At 64.7% G+C, this 17,033-nt stretch carries 14 protein-coding genes; 6 read left to right on the forward strand and 8 right to left on the reverse strand.

Annotated elements, in window-relative coordinates; translation table 11 throughout:
* Positions 1-167: 167 nt before the first annotated feature.
* From EN852_RS33195 to tpiA, 5 genes are all read right to left on the reverse strand, one after another.
* The gene (locus EN852_RS33195; RefSeq protein ID WP_127879998.1) at positions 168-713 is read right to left on the reverse strand and encodes a DUF1697 domain-containing protein; all 546 of its coding nucleotides are present in this window, start codon (positions 711-713) and stop codon (positions 168-170) included.
* Between the two features lie 240 nt (positions 714-953).
* The gene (locus tag EN852_RS33200; protein ID WP_127879999.1) at positions 954-2,591 is read right to left on the reverse strand and encodes a CTP synthase; all 1,638 of its coding nucleotides are present in this window, start codon (positions 2,589-2,591) and stop codon (positions 954-956) included.
* Between the two features lie 206 nt (positions 2,592-2,797).
* Positions 2,798-3,928: a L,D-transpeptidase gene (locus tag EN852_RS33205; protein WP_127880000.1), complete on the reverse strand. Its 1,131-nt coding sequence runs from the start codon at positions 3,926-3,928 to the stop codon at positions 2,798-2,800.
* A 215-nt stretch (positions 3,929-4,143) separates the two neighbouring features.
* Positions 4,144-4,650, reverse strand: a complete 507-nt coding sequence (secG, locus tag EN852_RS33210; protein WP_127880001.1) for a preprotein translocase subunit SecG — start codon at positions 4,648-4,650, stop codon at positions 4,144-4,146.
* Positions 4,651-4,811: 161 nt separating this feature from the next.
* The gene (tpiA, locus tag EN852_RS33215; RefSeq protein WP_127880002.1) at positions 4,812-5,579 is read right to left on the reverse strand and encodes a triose-phosphate isomerase; all 768 of its coding nucleotides are present in this window, start codon (positions 5,577-5,579) and stop codon (positions 4,812-4,814) included.
* A gap of 143 nt (positions 5,580-5,722) precedes the next feature.
* Between tpiA and EN852_RS33220 the strand changes: the two genes are divergently transcribed.
* Genes EN852_RS33220 through glp form a run of 5 tightly spaced genes read left to right on the forward strand, consistent with a single transcriptional unit; the run spans position 5,723 to position 11,126 of the window.
* On the forward strand, positions 5,723-7,618 hold the full coding sequence (locus EN852_RS33220; protein ID WP_127880003.1) for a peptidyl-prolyl cis-trans isomerase: 1,896 nt from the start codon (positions 5,723-5,725) through the stop codon (positions 7,616-7,618).
* Entirely contained in the window at positions 7,615-8,625 is a 1,011-nt protein-coding gene (gene trpD / locus EN852_RS33225) for an anthranilate phosphoribosyltransferase (protein WP_127880004.1), read from the forward strand. The genes EN852_RS33220 and trpD overlap by 4 nt, the downstream gene beginning before the upstream one ends.
* 4 nt (positions 8,626-8,629) lie before the next feature.
* A complete protein-coding gene (trpC, locus tag EN852_RS33230) occupies positions 8,630-9,442 on the forward strand; it encodes an indole-3-glycerol phosphate synthase TrpC (protein WP_127880005.1) in 813 nt (270 codons plus the stop codon).
* Complete coding sequence (gene moaC, locus EN852_RS33235) at positions 9,439-9,921, forward strand: cyclic pyranopterin monophosphate synthase MoaC (protein ID WP_127880039.1); 483 nt, start codon at positions 9,439-9,441, stop codon at positions 9,919-9,921. Before trpC ends, moaC begins: the two co-directional genes overlap by 4 nt.
* Positions 9,921-11,126 carry a gephyrin-like molybdotransferase Glp gene (glp, locus tag EN852_RS33240; RefSeq protein ID WP_127880006.1) on the forward strand — a complete coding sequence of 402 codons (1,206 nt, stop codon included), beginning with the start codon at positions 9,921-9,923 and terminating at the stop codon, positions 11,124-11,126. The genes moaC and glp overlap by 1 nt, the downstream gene beginning before the upstream one ends.
* 20 nt (positions 11,127-11,146) lie before the next feature.
* Here the strand turns inward: glp and EN852_RS33245 are convergent, their stop codons facing one another.
* Together EN852_RS33245 and kynU are read right to left on the reverse strand one after the other, a co-directional pair.
* Complete coding sequence (locus EN852_RS33245) at positions 11,147-11,977, reverse strand: alpha/beta hydrolase (RefSeq protein WP_127880007.1); 831 nt, start codon at positions 11,975-11,977, stop codon at positions 11,147-11,149.
* A 59-nt stretch (positions 11,978-12,036) separates the two neighbouring features.
* Positions 12,037-13,284: a kynureninase gene (kynU, locus tag EN852_RS33250; protein ID WP_127880008.1), complete on the reverse strand. Its 1,248-nt coding sequence runs from the start codon at positions 13,282-13,284 to the stop codon at positions 12,037-12,039.
* A 453-nt stretch (positions 13,285-13,737) separates the two neighbouring features.
* Here kynU and lexA point away from each other — a divergent pair, with 453 nt between their 5' ends.
* Entirely contained in the window at positions 13,738-14,472 is a 735-nt protein-coding gene (gene lexA, locus EN852_RS33255) for a transcriptional repressor LexA (RefSeq protein WP_127863933.1), read from the forward strand.
* A 24-nt stretch (positions 14,473-14,496) separates the two neighbouring features.
* On the opposite strand, the gene EN852_RS33260 is transcribed toward lexA, so the two are convergent.
* Positions 14,497-16,935 carry a ComEC/Rec2 family competence protein gene (locus tag EN852_RS33260; protein ID WP_127880009.1) on the reverse strand — a complete coding sequence of 813 codons (2,439 nt, stop codon included), beginning with the start codon at positions 16,933-16,935 and terminating at the stop codon, positions 14,497-14,499.
* Positions 16,936-17,033: the final 98 nt, after the last annotated feature.

Here is a 17,033-nt window from a genome sequence, read left to right on the forward strand (position 1 = left end):
CGGGCCCCAGCTCATCCACGGTTTAGGCTACCTGAGGGGTGACGGGCTCTCGATCGCCGCCACGGATCAGGCAAACACCTGGTCCGTGGCACCCTCAACATGCACGATTCCAAACACACAAGGGGTGTTCCAACGGAGTGAGGCGTTGGCTTTCCCTGGAACACCCCTCATCCGGCCCCGCCGACCATCTCCGCCAGCCTGCGCACCGTGTTCCAGTTGCGCGACGTTCCGACGCCTAGGCGCTTGTGATTGGCGGCGGCGAGCAGCCGCGAGCTCGGCCGCTGGCGCGAAAAGACCAGCCAGATATCGCCGTCGACCAAAAGCACCTTCTCATCATCGGCCGCGCGAGCCTGAAGTCCCGATAGCGCTTCGTCGGCGACAGGCTGGCGCATCACCCGAATCGCGACCTGGTCGCCGGCTTCCGCCGATTCGGCAGGGAATGGATTGGACGCCGCAAGCTTCAACCAATCCTCTGCGCGGCGCACGATAATATCGACATGGCGGCCGAAAGTTTTCTCGAAGGCCTTTTCCAGACGACGCTCAAGTTTCGAAATTTCGCCTGCCCGCGCCTCGAAGACCAGGTTGCCGGTCGACACCAGCGTGCGGACATTGTTGAAGCCGAGGCCCTCGGCCATCGCCTTGAAGTCCGACATGACGAGGCGCCGGCCTTCGCCGAGGCCAATGCTGTAGAGCAGCGCGACATAGGTTTGCATGATGGGTCCGCACGGCCGGCTCGCTGGATGGAGCGGGATGTGTTGAGATTCAGGTCAGGCCGAGCCGGAGTCGAAGACGGGCGCGAAGCGACCAAACTGGGTGGGTTCCGAGAACCGGCCTACGCCGGCCGAAGCCTTGTCTTACTCCCTCGTCACTACCATGAACGCTTCGGCCGGCGTAGGCCGGAAGCGCAGGAAGCCGCCATTTGCAGGCCGGCCTCACCTGAGTATCAACACATCCTAAACCAGGCGCGACTGGTCCACTGCCGCCGAGATGAAGCTGGCGAACAGCGGGTGCGGCTCAAGCGGCCGGCTCTTCAGTTCAGGGTGGTATTGCACGCCGATGAACCAGGGATGGTCGGGATATTCGACCGTCTCCGGCAGCACGCCGTCGGGCGACATGCCGGCGAAGACCAGGCCGCAATCTTCCAGCCGCTGCTTGTAGTCGACATTGACCTCGTAGCGGTGCCGGTGGCGCTCGGAAATCTGCGTGTCGCCGTAAATGTCGGCGATTTTCGAGCCCTTGGCGAGTTCGGCCTGGTAGGCGCCGAGCCGCATTGTGCCGCCGAGATCACCCGTGGCACGGCGCTTCTCCAGCATGTTGCCTTTCAGCCATTCGGTCATCAGGCCGACGACCGGCTCGTCTGTCGGGCCGAACTCGGTCGACGACGCGTGATCGACGCCAGCCAGCGAGCGTGCCGCCTCGATGCACGCCATCTGCATGCCGAAGCAGATGCCGAAATAAGGCACTTTCCGCTCACGCGCGAACTTGGCGGCCAGGATCTTGCCCTCGGAGCCGCGCTCGCCAAAGCCGCCGGGAACGAGGATGCCATGCACCTTTTCCAGCCAGGGAGCGGGATCCTCCTTCTCGAAGATCTCGCTCTCGATCCAGTCGAGCTTGACCTTGACGTGGTTGGCCAGGCCGCCATGCGACAGCGCTTCGATCAGCGACTTATAGGCATCCTTGAGGCCGGTATACTTGCCGACGACGGCGATGGTTACCTCGCCTTCCGGATTGTGGATGCGCCTGGACAGCGCCTGCCACGGCTCCATGCGCGGCTTCGGCGCCGGATCGATGCCGAAGGCGGCGAGCACCTCGGAATCAAGCCCTTCCTGGTGATAGGCCATCGGCACGTCGTAGATGTGCGGCACGTCCAGCGCCTGGATGACGGCGCTTTCGCGCACGTTGCAGAACAGCGAAAGCTTGCGGCGTTCTTCCTTCGGGATCGGCCGGTCGGCGCGCACCAGAAGGATATCAGGCGCAATGCCGATGCCGCGCAATTCCTTGACCGAATGCTGCGTCGGCTTGGTCTTCAATTCGCCGGCGGTCGGGATGTACGGCATCAGCGTCAGATGCACATAGACCGCATTGTTGCGCGGCAGGTCGTTGCCGAGCTGGCGTATAGCTTCCAGGAACGGCATCGCCTCGATGTCGCCGACAGTGCCGCCGATCTCGCACAGCACGAAGTCGTAGTCGTCATTGCCGTCCAGCACGAAATGCTTGATCTCGTCGGTGACGTGCGGGATCACCTGCACGGTCGCGCCGAGATAGTCGCCGCGCCGCTCGCGCTCGATGATGTTCTTGTAGATGCGGCCGGTGGTGATGTTGTCCTGCTGGTTGGCCGAGCGCCCGGTGAAGCGCTCGTAATGGCCGAGATCGAGATCGGTCTCGGCGCCGTCATCCGTCACGAACACTTCGCCATGCTGGTACGGCGACATCGTTCCGGGGTCGACATTGAGGTAGGGATCGAGCTTTTTGATCCGCGCGCGATAGCCTCGCGCCTGCAGGAGAGCCCCAAGAGCTGCTGCGGCGATGCCTTTTCCGAGTGAGGAAACCACGCCGCCTGTGATGAATACATATCGCGCCATGGGAGTCATCGCTTAACGCGGCCTGATTGATTCCGCCAGAGAAAAAACCGCCGCGAAGGCTTTTTCCCAAAATGGCGCGGGTGCCTCCAGAGCATGATCCCGAAAAGTGGAAACCGGTTTTCGGGAAAGATCATGCTCCACAAGGAACAGCCTTGGATTCAGTCAAAACAAAAGGGCCGGCGGTGCCGGCCCTTTCGGCAGTACGATGAAAAACGTCAGATGATGACGACCTTGGTGCCGATCTTGACGCGGCTGTAGAGGTCCATGACGTGCTCGTTGATCATGCGGAAGCAGCCGTTGGAGGCGCTGGTTCCGATCGAGTTCGGCGCGATCGTGCCGTGGATGCGCAGATGCGTGTCCTTCTTACCGTCATAGAGATAGATGGCGCGCGCGCCGAGCGGGTTCTCGCCGCCGCCGGGCATGCCGTCCTTGTACTGGCCGTAATGCTTCGGCTCGCGCTTCTGCATGTCGAGCGTCGGGATCCAGCGCGGCCATTCCTGCTTGTCGCCGACCGCCACCGTGCCCTTGAACTGCAGGCCTTCGCGGCCAACCGCGATGGCGTAGCGGCGGGCAGTGGAAAACGACTCGACGAGGTAGAGGCGGCGAGCGCTGGTGTCGATGACGATGGTGCCCGGCTCATAGCCTGTGAACGTGACGTCCTGCGGCACGAATTCCGGCTTTACCTTGAAGGGCCGCTTGGCGTCCTTTTTGGCTAGCGCCGAATCAAGTGCGCGGGTCTCTGGCAGATAGCTGATCGAAGACACCGAGGCACCGCCGAAGAGGCCTGCGAACAGCCCGCCGCTGCTCGTCTGCTTCTGCCCGGGTTGCTCGCTGCGCAACTCGCCATTGTTGCCGGTGGCGGTGATGTTCATGGCTTCGGCGGGGATCGGCTCTTCGGCCTTGACCTGACCGAGCGGCGCTATCGGCTCCAGCGGCGCGAGGATATTGGTGGTCTTCTTGGCCGGTTTGGCGTCGGCGACTTCAGATGCGGCCGCCCCGCCACCCTTCTTGGCGATCCATTCCTGGCGCGCTGCGTCCGCCTTGGCCTTCGCCGCTTCCCGCATCGCCAGCTTGCGAGCCTCGAGCGCCTTTTCCTTGGCGGCCTCCTTGTCGGCCGCGATCTTGGCCTCGAGCTTGCTGATCTGCGCAAGGTCGTCCGAGGTTGGATTTTTCTTCTTCTTGAGAAGCCTCAGCTGCGATGCGTCGCTCTTGGCGGCGACGACTGGAATTGCGTCGGTCGTCTCTACCGACGGGGAAGTGGCCAGATTTGCCGGTCCGGCAAAGGCCGCGGAACCCATGCCGAGGACGGCACAGACTCCCAGGAGGATGAAGCTGCGAAGCTGCATGGCGAAGATCCGATTGTTCAAAAGCAAGTTGCCCACGGCGTCGCCCGGCGCCCCCCAAGGACGCCGATAATGTGCCGCGCGCAATCTATAATCGATTAGCCGTCACCGCCTCAAGCTGAGGCAGGCGCCACGCCCAGTTGAATCTTTGTGATCGGACGCGCATTTGCCGCGACTGTGTTCAAAGAACAACAGGTCGCGGCCCGGTCCTTGGCCGGCTATTGGTTCGGAACCTGCGGGGTGACCGGCAGTGTGACGCCGTTGGTTGCCGGCGCCGGCGCAGCCGGAGCAGGCGTTGTCGCCGGAGCCGGCGCAGGCGCAGTGCTGCCGTTGGCAAGAGGCGTCGTGGTCGTCGTACCGCCCGACGGAGCCGCGGGAGCCGTGCCGCTGGCCGGAGCCGCGGGCTTGGAGGTGCCCACCGGTCCATTGGAACCCGGCAGCTGGTTGAGCACGCCGCTGCCCTGGCTCGACGTCGCCGGACGGTCGAGAATGTCGATCGGCTTCTCGCCGTAGCGGGCAAGGATCGACAGCGCCAGCGATGTCACGAAGAACGCAGCCGCCAGGATCGCCGTCGCGCGAGTCAGCGCATTCGCAGCACCTCGCGCGGTCATGAAACCGGAACCGCCGCCGATGCCCAGGCCGCCGCCTTCGGAGCGCTGCAGCAGCACCACGCCGACAAGGGCGAGCACGACCATGAGGTGGATGACGATCAGTACGGTTTCCATAATTTATCCTGGCGAGGCCTTGCGCGGCCGCGCATACGACCGGTGTTTTGGAGGCGGCTCCTTACAATGCTTTGGCGGCATTTCCAAGCCCGTGGCCGGGAATATGGGAAGCAATGCGGCCAATACAACGATTTATGCCGCGGAAGCCCGGGCGACGGTCTCTAGGCAATGTTCATGTAGGCTTCCGCGATAGCGAGGAAGTCGGCCGCCTTCAGGCTGGCGCCACCGACCAGCGCGCCATCCACATTCTCCACGCCGAGCAGTTCCACCGCGTTGGACGGCTTGACCGAGCCGCCATAGAGAATGCGCATCCTGGCCGCGGCATCGCCGAGCAAGCCGGTCAGCTTGCCGCGGATATGCGCATGCGCCTCGGCGACGTCGGCCGCCGTCGGGGTCAGGCCGGTGCCGATCGCCCACACCGGCTCATAGGCGATGATGGTGTTCGCCGCGGTGGCGCTGCTCGGGACGGAGCCCTCGAGCTGACGCGACAATATATCGAGCGTGGCGCCCGCCTCGCGTTCGGCGCGCGTCTCGCCGATGCAGATGATGGCCACCAGCCCTGCCCGCCAGGCGGCCGAAGCCTTGGCATGGACCATCGCGTCGTCCTCACCGAACAGTTCGCGGCGCTCGGAATGGCCGACAATGACGTGGCTCGCGCCGGCATCCTTCAGCATCTCGGCGGAAATCTCGCCGGTAAACGCGCCGCTTTCCTTGGGATGGCAATCCTCTCCGCCGGCCCGCACCGGCGTGCGCGACAGGATCTCGGCCGCGCGCTGGAGCAACGTCGCCGGCACGCACACCACCGCTTCGGTCTCGGCGTCGAGTCCGCTCATGAACCCGTTGCCGATCGACCGCAGCTCGTTGAGCGAGGCGCTGGTGCCGTTCATTTTCCAGTTGCCGGCGACAAGCGGGCGGATTCCAGGGGTCATGGGACGCGTTCTCCGAGCGACATTAAGCAGCGCCCTCACTACCAAAATCAGGTCACAAAGCAATCGACAGTGGACCGGAAGGGCGCTATTGCGCTTGTTTCAAACTCGGCGCATGCGAAAATGCGCAAAACTCGGAAGTATGCATGCTTGGTATATTGAGAAGCGCGGCGGGCACCTGGGTCGCGAAGGCGTTGCTGTCCTTGCTGGTGGTGAGTTTCCTCGCCTGGGGCGCCACCACACGCATGGTGGGTGGCGTGCTGGGCGGCCATCACGCGGTGATCACCGCCGGCGGCACCGAGGTCTCGATCAACGAGTACCGCCTGGCCTATAATCGCCAGCTCAGCCTGCTTTCCCAGCAATATGGCCAGCGCGTTACCCAGGAACAGGCCAAGCTGCTCGGCGTCGACAATCAGGTGCTGGCGCAGCTCGTTTCGGGCGCCGTGCTCGATGAACAGGCGCGCAAGCTGGGCCTCGGCCTTTCCAAGGACCGGCTGGCGGAGCTGACGCGCGAGGATCCGGCCTTCAAGGGCCCCAGCGGCCAGTTCGATCGCCGCACCTTCGAGTATCTCCTTCGCCAGCTCGACATGCGGCCGGAGGACTATCTCAGGAACCGTTCGCAGGTGGCCGTGCGCCAGCAGATCGTCGAGGCGATCTCCGACGGCCTCAAGGTTCCGCAGACCTTCTTGAAGGCGGTCTCGCTCTATCGCGGCGAGGATCGCACGATCGACTACCTCGTGCTGCCCAAGACGCTTGTGCAGCCGATCGAGGCGCCGTCCGATAGCGCCCTCAACGCCTATTTCGACGCCAACAAGAAGAACTACGCCGCGCCGGAATACCGCAAGTTCTCCTATGTCCGGCTCGAACCGCAGGACATCATGGATCCGTCCGCGGTGACCGACCAGCAGGTCAGCGACGACTATAAGAAGAATGTCGCGCGCTACACGACGCCCGAGATGCGCACCATCGAGCAACTGGTGTTCAAGACGCCGGATGCGGCCAAGGCGGCTTTGGATTCGCTGAAGGCTGGCGCCACCTTCGACAAGCTCGTCACCGCCGAAGGCAAGACGCAGGCCGACACGCTGCTCGGCACGCTGTCCAAGGACAAGATCGCCGACAAGGCAGTTGCCGACGCGGCCTTCTCGCTCAATGCCAACGAGGTAAGCCAGGTCGTCCAGGGCGCCTTCGGTCCCGTGCTCCTGCGCGTCACCGAGATCAAGCCGCAGGTCGTGAAACCGCTTTCGGAAGTGTCCGACCAGATCCGCAAGGACCTGGCGCTCGGCGAGGCAAGCCGCATCCTGCTCGACGTGCATGACAGCTACGAGGACACCCGCGCCTCGGGCGCCTCGCTCGCGCAGGCCGCCGACAAGCTGAAGCTTAAGGTCGTCACCATCGACGCTATCGACCGCACCGGCCAGCGGCCGGACGGCACTGTTGTCAACGACCTGCCGCAATCGGCCGATCTCATCAAGGCGGTGTTCGCGGCCGAGCCCAACACCGAGAATGAAGCCCTGACGACCGCCGACAACGGTTTCGTCTTCTACGAGGTGCAGTCGATCACGCCGGCGCGCGACCGCACGCTGGACGAGGTCCGCAAGAAGGTCGTGGCCGACTGGACGGAAGCCGAGACCGAAAAGCGGCTCGACCAGAAGGCGCAGGAGCTCGAGAAGCGCCTCAAGGCCGGCACCACGCTCGGCGTCATCGCAGGCGAGCTCAAGCTCGACAAACAGACCAAGCGCGGCTTGAAGCGCGAAGCCGACGATGCCGATTTCGGCAAGGAGGGTGCCGCCGCCATGTTCGGCGTCGGCGAAGGCGGCACCGGCCTGATCCCCTCGCCCACCGGCGACGGCCAGATCCTGTTCAAGGTCGCCGAGGTCTTCGAGCCGGCTGGCGCCGACGGCAGCACCGTGCCGGACGAGGCGCAGAAATCCTTCGGCGCCGGCATGTCCGACGACCTGCTCGACCAGCTGGTGGCGCAGCTTCAGTCGCAATACAACGTCCGCGTCGATCCGAACGCCGTTTCGCAAGCACAGACACGATGAGCGCGCTGAAGACACACATAGCCAAGGTCGCGACCGGCACCGCGCTGTCTTTCGAAGAGGCGCGCGAGGCGTTCGACATCATCATGTCGGGCGACGCGACGCCCGGCCAGATCGGCGGCTTCCTGATGGCGCTGCGCGTGCGTGGCGAGACGGTAGGCGAGATATCCGGCGCGGTCGCCACGATGCGCGCCAAGATGCTGCGTGTCGAGGCACCGCACGGCGCCATCGACATCGTCGGCACCGGCGGCGACAATTCGCACTCGGTCAACATCTCGACCGCTTCGGCCTTCGTCATCGCCGCCGCCGGCGTGCCGGTCGCCAAGCATGGCAATCGCGGCCTGTCCTCGCTGACCGGCTCCGCCGATGTGCTGACGGCGCTGGGCGTCAAGATCGATATCTCGCCGGAGATGATCGGCCGCTGCATTCACGAAGCCGGTGTCGGCTTCATGTTCGCGCCGGCGCATCATCCGGCGATGAAGCATGTCGGGCCGACCCGCGTCGAGCTCGGCACGCGCACCATCTTCAATCTGCTTGGACCGCTGTCGAACCCCGCCGGCGTCAGCCGCCAGATGGTCGGCGTCTTCCTGCCGGAATGGATCATGCCGGTGGCCGAGACGCTGAAGGCGCTGGGCGCCGAGCACGCCTGGGTCGTCCATGGCGATGGCTATGACGAGATCACAACCACGGGCGAGACCCAGGTTGCGGAGCTTGCCGGCGGCGAGATCCGCACCTTCACCCTGACGCCGGAAGCCTTCGGGCTGAAGCGGCACACCAAGGAAGAGCTGCGCGGCGGCGACGCAGCCTATAATGCCAAGCAATTGCGCGATATGTTGGGTGGCGCCGCCGGCGCCTATCGCGACACGGTGCTGATGAACGCCGGCGCCGGTCTGGTTGTGGCCGGCAAGGCGACGACGCTTGCCGACGGTATCGCGGCGGCAGCGCAAGCGATCGACAGTGGCCGCGCTCTTGCGGTGCTGGACAAGCTTGTCGAGATTTCGAACGGATAAGGCCTTGTCGGACATCCTGCGCAAGATCGAAGCCTATAAGCGCGAAGAGATCGCCGCGGCAAAGGGGCGCGTGCCTCTGGCCGAAATCAAGGCGCGTGCGAAGGACGCAGACGCGCCGCGCGGCTTTCTCGCGGCCCTGGAGGCAAAGCGCAGGTCCGGGAACTTCGCGCTGATCGCCGAAATCAAGAAGGCCAGCCCTTCCAAGGGCCTGATCCGCGCCGATTTCGATCCGCCGGCGCTCGCCAAGGCCTATCAGAAGGGCGGCGCCGCCTGCCTTTCGGTGCTGACCGACGCACCGTCTTTCCAGGGCGCGCCGGAATTCCTGACGGCCGCGCGGGCAGCCGTGCGCCTGCCGGCCCTGCGCAAGGATTTTCTCTTCGACACCTATCAGGTCCACGAAGCGCGCGCCTGGGGCGCGGACGCGATCCTGATCATCATGGCTAGCGTCGACGACGCGCTGGCCAGGGAATTGGAAGCGACCGCCTTCGAGCTCGGCATGGACGCGCTGATCGAGGTGCATGACGAAAAGGAAATGCGGCGCGCGCTTACCTTGTCGTCGCGGCTGATCGGCATCAACAACCGCGATTTGAGAACCTTCGCGACCAGCCTCGATGTTTCGGAGCGTCTGGCCGCCATGGTGCCGGCGGACCGGCTGCTGGTCAGCGAAAGCGGCATCTTCACGCATCAGGATTGCCGCCGGCTGGAGAAGAGCAAGATCGGTACATTCCTCGTCGGCGAGAGCCTGATGCGGCAGGCGGACGTGGCCGCGGCGACCGAGCTTCTGCTGACGGGCAAGGCGCCGGCCGAGGCCATCTGAGCATGGCCCTCACCCATCTTGGCGCCAAGGGCGAAGCCAACATGGTCGATGTCGGCGACAAGGCTGAGACGACCCGCACGGCAATCGCCGAAGGTTTTGTCACCATGCGGCCTGAAACGCTGGAGATGATCCTGGCCGGCGACGCCAAGAAGGGCGATGTTCTGAGCACCGCCCGCATCGCCGGCATCATGGCTGCGAAGAAGACGCATGAGCTGATCCCGCTTTGCCATCCGCTGCTTCTGACCAAGGTCGCCGTCGAGATCGAGCCGGACCGCGCGCTGCCCGGCCTCAAGGTCACGGCGCTAGCCCGCGTCACCGGCAAGACCGGCGTGGAGATGGAGGCGCTGACCGCCGCCTCGGTCACCTGCCTCACCATCTACGACATGGCCAAGGCGGTGGATCGCGGCATGGTGATTTCCGGCATAAGGCTGGTCGAGAAAACCGGCGGCAAGTCGGGCGACTACAAGGCCGATTCCTGATGCCGTTGGTTCCGATCGCCGAAGCGCTCGAACGCCTGCTCGACGGCGCAGCACCGTTGCCCGTTGAAAGCATTCCGCTGGCGGAAGCAGCCGATAGGGTCCTGGCGCAGCCGGTTGTGGCACTGCGCACGCAGCCGCCCTTCAACGCCTCGGCCATGGACGGCTATGCCGCGCGTTCCGCCGATGTGGCCTCAGTCCCAGCCCAGCTGGAAGTGATAGGCATGGCACCTGCCGGGCGCGGCTTTGCCGGAACCGTCGGCGACGGCCAGGCGGTTCGCATCTTCACCGGCGCGCCGCTGCCTGAAGGCGCCGACACCGTCGTCATCCAGGAAAACGTCCGCGACCTTGGCAACCGCAAGGTCGAAGTAACGGAACCAACCGTACCAGGACGCAACATCCGGCGCCGTGGCCTCGATTTCGGCGAGGGCGACGTGCTGCTGGACAAGGGTCGCGTGCTCGATGCGGCGGCGCTTTCGCTGGCGGCTTCTGCCAACCACCCGAGCCTGAATGTCGTGCGGCGCCCGCTGGTCGCGATCATCGCCACCGGAGACGAATTGCTGCCGCCGGGCAGCACGCTCGGCCCCGATCAGATCATTTCCTCCAATGCCTATGGCGTTGCCGCCGCCGCGCAGTCGGTCGGCGCGCAGGCGCTCGATCTCGGCATCGCCGCCGACCGCAAGGAAGCGATCGCCGCGCTGGTCAGGAAAGCGGTCGAGGCGGCCGCCGACGTCATCGTCACGCTCGGCGGCGCCTCTGTCGGCGACCACGACCTGATCCATGACGTGCTCACGGGCGAAGGCATGCAGCTCGACTTCTGGAAGATCGCCATGCGCCCCGGCAAACCGTTGATGTTCGGCCGGCTTGGCAATATCCGCTGCATCGGCCTGCCCGGCAATCCGGTGGCAAGCATCGTCTGCTCGCAGCTCTTCCTGAAACCGCTGCTTGCTCGGCTCGGCGGCCGCGATTTCAGGCAGGACGTGCGAACGGCCCGGCTGGGCGCCGCGATGCAGGCCAACGATCTCAGGCAGGACTATGTGCGCGCCGTGGTGCGCGATGACTCCGGCACGCTGGTCGCGACCCCCTTCGGCATCCAGGACTCGTCGATGCTCAGGATGCTCGCCGACGCCAACGGCCTGATCGTGCGCGAGCCCTTCGCGCCGGCCGCGGAGATTGGCGCCGAATGCAGCGTGCTTATGCTGCGCTGATACATCGACAACGCCGATCATTATTCGTCCACCAGCATCCGCGTCAGGGGATGGTCCGGATCGGCGAGACCATCGACAACGTTGAAATGATGCCGATCCGGCTCGACCACTGAACCGGTGGCGGCACCGAGCCCAGTCCAGATGTTGGCGAGCAATGCGCTCTGGCGAAGAAATTCCGAGCGCTCGCCGCCGCCGACCCAACAGGTGATGCGGGCTCCCTGCCGGGGCCGCAGCAAAGCCGGGCTTTCGCTCAACGCTTCCCGCTCGTCGATATTCAGGGTCTCGTTCAGGGCGGTGAACATCAGCGGCCGGAGGTCGTGCAGGCCTGAAATCGAAACGACCTGACGGATGCGCCGCGCCACGCCGGGCCCCAGCGGCGAGCCCTCGGTCACCATGCGGCTGGCGAGATGTCCGCCGGCCGAGTGCCCGCTCAGTATCAGCGGACCGTCGACCATGGCCGCCGCCTTGCCGATCGCGGCCGCGATTTCATTGACGATGCCGCTGATCCTGGTCTGCGGGCACAGCGTATAGGAAGGCATGGCGACGGCAAAGCCGCGACCGACAGCGCCGGCGGCCAGATGCGACCAGGAGTTCTTGTGCGACTCCATCCAGTAGCCGCCGTGGATGAACACCACGAGCCCCCTCGGCACGGCGGACGGGAGGAAGAGATCGAACCGGTTGCGCGGCGCCTCGCCATAGACGATGTCGAGCCGCGCCCTGCTCTGCGCCAACAACTTTTCGCGAAATGCGTGAGCCGGGCCGTCCCAGGCAGCCGGCCAGCGGTCGCCGCCGGCGATGTTCGCGCCGTTGGCGTAGGCGTCATCCCAGTCGACAATGCGGTGTCCCAGCACCGTCCCCTCCCGCGATCAGATCGATTTCGAGTTGTCTTTGTTCGGCATGCCATTCGAAGTCACGTGACGGCCTCCTTGACCGCATAGCGGGCCTCTTGCCAGGCGCCGGTGCGCAGGATGTCTTCCAGCACCTCGACGGCGTCCCAGACGTCCCGGTAGCCGACATAGAGCGGCGTGAAGCCGAAACGGACTGTCGACGGCGCTCGGAAATCGCCGATCACGCCGCGCTCGATCAAGGCGCGCATCACCTGGTAGCCATGCGGATGGGCGAACGACACCTGGCTGCCGCGTTCGGCGCCGTCGCGCGGGCCTTCCAGCTCGAGACCCAACGCGCCGCATCTAGCTTCGACAAGGCGGATGAACAGATCCGTCAGCGCGACGCTCTTCTCGCGCACGGCCGTCAGGTCGACTTCGTCCCAAAGATCCAGCGCGCCTTTCAGCGCCCGCATCGACAGCACCGGCTGCGTTCCGCACAGGAACCGCCGGATGCCTGAGCCGGCGGCATAACCCTGTTCGAACGCGAACGGCCTGGCATGCCCCCACCAGCCGCTCAGCGGCTGGCTAATGTCGCCATGGTGGCGGGTCGCGGCATAGATGAAGGCCGGCGCGCCCGGCCCGCCATTGAGATATTTGTAGGTGCAGCCGATCGCGAAATCGGCATTCGAGCCGTCGAGATCGACCGGCAGGGCGCCGGCCGTGTGGCAGAGGTCCCAGACGATCAGCGCACCGGCGTCATGGGCCTTGCGGGTCAGGGCGGCCATGTCGCGCAGCCGGCCGGACTTGTAGTTGACGTGGTTGACCAGGATGACGGCAACATCGTCGTCGATCAGGTCCTCGATCGTCGGGGCATCGACGCCTTCGAGCCGCAGCACCGTGCCGGGCCGCGTCGAGGCCACCCCTTCCGCCATATAGAGGTCGGTCGGGAAGCTGTCGCCCTCGGCAACGATCACCGGGCGCTCGGGCCGCATCGCGAGCGCCGCATGCAGGACCTTGTAGATGTTGATCGAGGTTGTGTCGCACACCACCGTCTGGCCAGGCGCGGCGCCGATCAGACGCCCGAGCCGGTCGCCCAGCTGGACAGGCATGTCGAACCAGCCGGCGGTGTTCCATGCGCGGATGAGATCCCGCGCCCATTCCTGCTTCGCTGACTTCTCGATCTCGCTGAAGACGTTGATTGAAGCAGCGCCGAGCGAATTGCCGTCGAGGTAAATCACCCCTTCCGGCAGAACGAAGCGATCGCGCAGGGCGCGCAGCGGGTCCGCGGCATCCATTGCCTCGACCTCGGCAAGATCGGGAATTCCCCTCATTGTGCTACCGCCTCCGCTTCGAACCGTGCCGCTACATCCTCAGGCGACCGAGGAGTTGTCTCATCACCGTCAGCGGCACGGCAAGAACCTTCTGTCCTGTGTTAGCTGGTCCATAGACGGCAAAGGCTGAGGGCCGGAATCGTCGCCAAGGTTGGCATTTTGGGTTCGTTTCGTTCACGGTACGGTGCATGCATGAATGAGCCGACGCGAAACCCTCGGTGCCTCAGCGACGGTGTCGCCTCTCAATTTCAGCTTAAGGAGAATTGCAAAATCGAGCGGAATCAATGACACAGCCCAGCCGCCGGCGGCCGGGCACCGTCGGATGCAACATTCTTTCGGCAGCCTTAAGAAATTCATTAAACTTTAAACGGTTGCGGAACACAACTGGAACAGATAGTGTTTGTTCTGGGTTTGTTTTTCTGATTCTGGTTTCGGAACCCATGGGGGCCGCCAATGCTGACGCGCAAACAACATGAACTCCTGATGTTCATCCATGAACGCCTGAAGGAGAGCGGGATTCCTCCATCCTTCGACGAGATGAAGGAAGCGCTGGACCTGGCCTCGAAGTCCGGCATCCACCGGCTGATCACGGCGCTGGAAGAACGCGGCTTCATTCGCCGGCTGCCAAACCGGGCGCGCGCGTTGGAGGTCTTGCGGCTGCCCGACTCGATCGCGCCCGGCCTGAATGCCGCAAGGAAATTTTCGCCAAGCGTCATCCAGGGCGGCCAGGGCAATCTAAGCCGCCAGGTCAAGCCGGCAGCGCCTTCGCGTACGCCGACGCCGAGCAATGACGACGACGCCGTTTCGGCCGTGTCCATTCCGGTGATGGGCCGAATCGCCGCCGGTGTTCCGATCGACGCCATCCAGCACCAGACGCATTCGATCTCGGTGCCGCCGGACATGATCATGGGCGGCGAGCATTATGCGCTGGAGGTCAAGGGCGACTCGATGATCGAGGCCGGGATCTTCGACGGCGACACCGTCATCATCCGTAACGCCAGCACGGCGAGCCCGGGTGAGATCGTTGTGGCGCTGGTCGACGATGAGGAAGCGACGCTCAAGCGCTTCCGCCGCAAGGGCGCCTCGATCGCGCTGGAGGCTGCCAACCCGGCCTACGAGACCCGGATCTTCGGACCGGATCGGGTCAAGGTGCAGGGCAAGCTCGTCGGGCTGATCAGGCGCTACTGATCCGGCTGCGAGGGCTTGGCCCTCTCAGGGCTTTTCATAAGGCGGCAGCCCCCTCGCCTCGCGCGAGTATTTGCGCTGCTCGTGCCAGGGCCGATATGGCTTTTCGACGGCATATTGGATGGCTGGGCGGGCCGTTGCCGATTGTGGATCGAAGAAGACGGCGGCGCTGCCGTCACGCGCCAGCTGGCGCTTGGTGACGACAAGCACACGCGGATCCCAGCAGGGATTGTAGGCCGTCGCATCGTTGATGACGATGAGGTCGGCAAAGCCGCAGGCAGGCCGGGCGCTGTCGCGGTTTTCGGCAAGCGCGACGATCGCGCCGGAAGGGTGCCGGCCGATGCAGAGGTCACCGGTGCAATAGAAGGGCGATCCTGGTGGCAGGTCGACAGGATCGGCGATGTCGAGAGCGTCTTTGGCAAACGTCTCCGGCGGCACGATTTCCTCGGCTTTCAGCGCCCGCTTCCAATTGTCGGTGGTGAACTCGTTGGAGCGTTCGCGGTTGACGGCAAGTTCGCCGCCGCCGATCGGCATCGCCACCAGATGCGCATCCTCCGAGATCAGCACATCCGGCGTGCGCACATGCGGGATCGCCAGCAGCGCGGCGAGGGCGAAGGGAACAGCGGCGAGCCTTAGCCAGGTGGTGGCCATGGTCGCGATGACCAGCGCGATTGTCGCCAGCAGCACCGACTGGATCGAGATCAATCCCACGGCATCGACCGGCGAGCGCTCGGAAATCCATGCCGAAATGGCAATCATCGCTGTCAGTCCCTTGCCCATCACATAGAGGAAGGGACCGTCGAAGCCGAACGGCATGGCGAGCGCGCTCAACACGGCGAACGGCATGACGATCAGCGAAACGATCGGCATCACCGCGAGGTTGGCCAGCAGGCTGAGCGGCGACACGCGTTGGAAATGCCAGATCGCAAACAGCAATGTCGCGCTGCCCGCAATGAGCGAGGTTACAGCGGCGCCACCCACGCCAACCGCCAGTTTTCGCGACAGGTATCCGAGGAACGAATGCTTTGCCAGCGGCGCGGTCGCTTTGCCGGCGCGATAGTCGGCAAAGCCGGCATAGGCCCCGACCAAGGCAGCGGTGGCGGCGAAGGACATCTGGAAGCTCGGGCCGACCACTTCATGTGGCGACACAAGGATGACGGCAATCGCCGAGATCGCCAGGTTGCGCATCGTCAGCGCCGCGCGGTCAAAGAGCACCGCGATCAGCATCACGGCGAGCATGATGAAGCTCCGTTCGGCCGCCACCACGATGCCGGAGATGACGAGGTAAGCGGCAATCGAGGCAAGCGCGATCGCAGCGGCGTATTTCTTCACCGGGCGGCGCGACGAGAAATCCGGAAACAGCGCGAAAGCGCCGCGCAGCAGGAACATGATCGTGCCGGCCACCAGCGCCATGTGCAGACCGGAGATCGAGATAATGTGGTAGATGCCGGTGCGTCGCATCGACTCGTTGATCGCTTCCGGAATGCCGGCGCGCACGCCGACGATCAGCGCCGCCGCGATCTCGCCTTCGGACCCGCCGATGCTGCTCCGGATGTGGTCGGCGATCCCTTCGCGCGCGTTTTCTATGGCCGATGCAATGCTTGCGCCCAACAGCACCCCCGTTGGCGCAGACGGAGTCGGTGCAATCAGCTTCGGGTCGCCCAGGAAAAAACCGCTGCCACCTATTCCGGCAAAATAGCTATCGAAGGAATAGTCGTAGCTGTCCGGCCGAACTGGGCCGGTCGGCGGCAGCAGCTTGACATAGCCGGTGAGCATCGACCCGGCCGTCATGCCGGGCGGGATCCTGCGCGCCGACAGCCGAACGCGGTCCGGCGCGTAGCGCAGCGTCGGATGCTCGGCGGACATGACGTCGATGGTCAGCCGCACACGGCCATTGGCCATCGCTTCGGCGGTGACCAGGCGGCCGGTCAGCCGTGTCTGGATTTCGGAACCCAGCATCGGGGTCGCCATCCGCCAGGTCTCCACCTTGGCCGCGAGAAACCCGAGCGCGCAGAAAAGCGATGCCATGAAGACAAGATGCGTTTTCTGCCAGGAGCGCGACACCGCCGCGCAAAGAGCCATCAGGGCCACCGCCGCAAGCGGCCTATAGAGATCGGGCTCGGTGCTCAGCGAGAAGTAATAGATGACGCCGGCGGCCAGAAACACCGGCACCAGCAGGAAGCCGACGCCGCGGTCGAGTTCCGTGGCGGCAGCGACGGCAACGCTTCGGCGCAGCGCAGGAAGCGAAACGGTGCCAAGCTGTTTTCGGATCCTGCCGACGATGGCTGTTGGCGAGGCTGGCTGCAGCGCACCGCCACCGGGCGGCGGTAGCTCGGCGGGCGGATGGAGTTCCGGAAGCGAAACCGGCGGTTCTTCGGCAGGCGCGGCATGAGCAAACATCAGGCGCTCGCTGACGCCAGCTGTCGTTTCCCCGCCCTCCCTCACGCCCCGGCCACGTCCAGCCATCGGGTCTGCCCCTTGCGCCCCAGACCGCCTATGGTACATGAACGCCGATCGCGTGGAAGTCTGCGCGAAACATGCATTTTTTCAGGTGCTTCTTCGAG

It is taken from the genome of Mesorhizobium sp. M2E.F.Ca.ET.209.01.1.1 (assembly GCF_004010375.2).
Classification (GTDB): domain Bacteria; phylum Pseudomonadota; class Alphaproteobacteria; order Rhizobiales; family Rhizobiaceae; genus Mesorhizobium.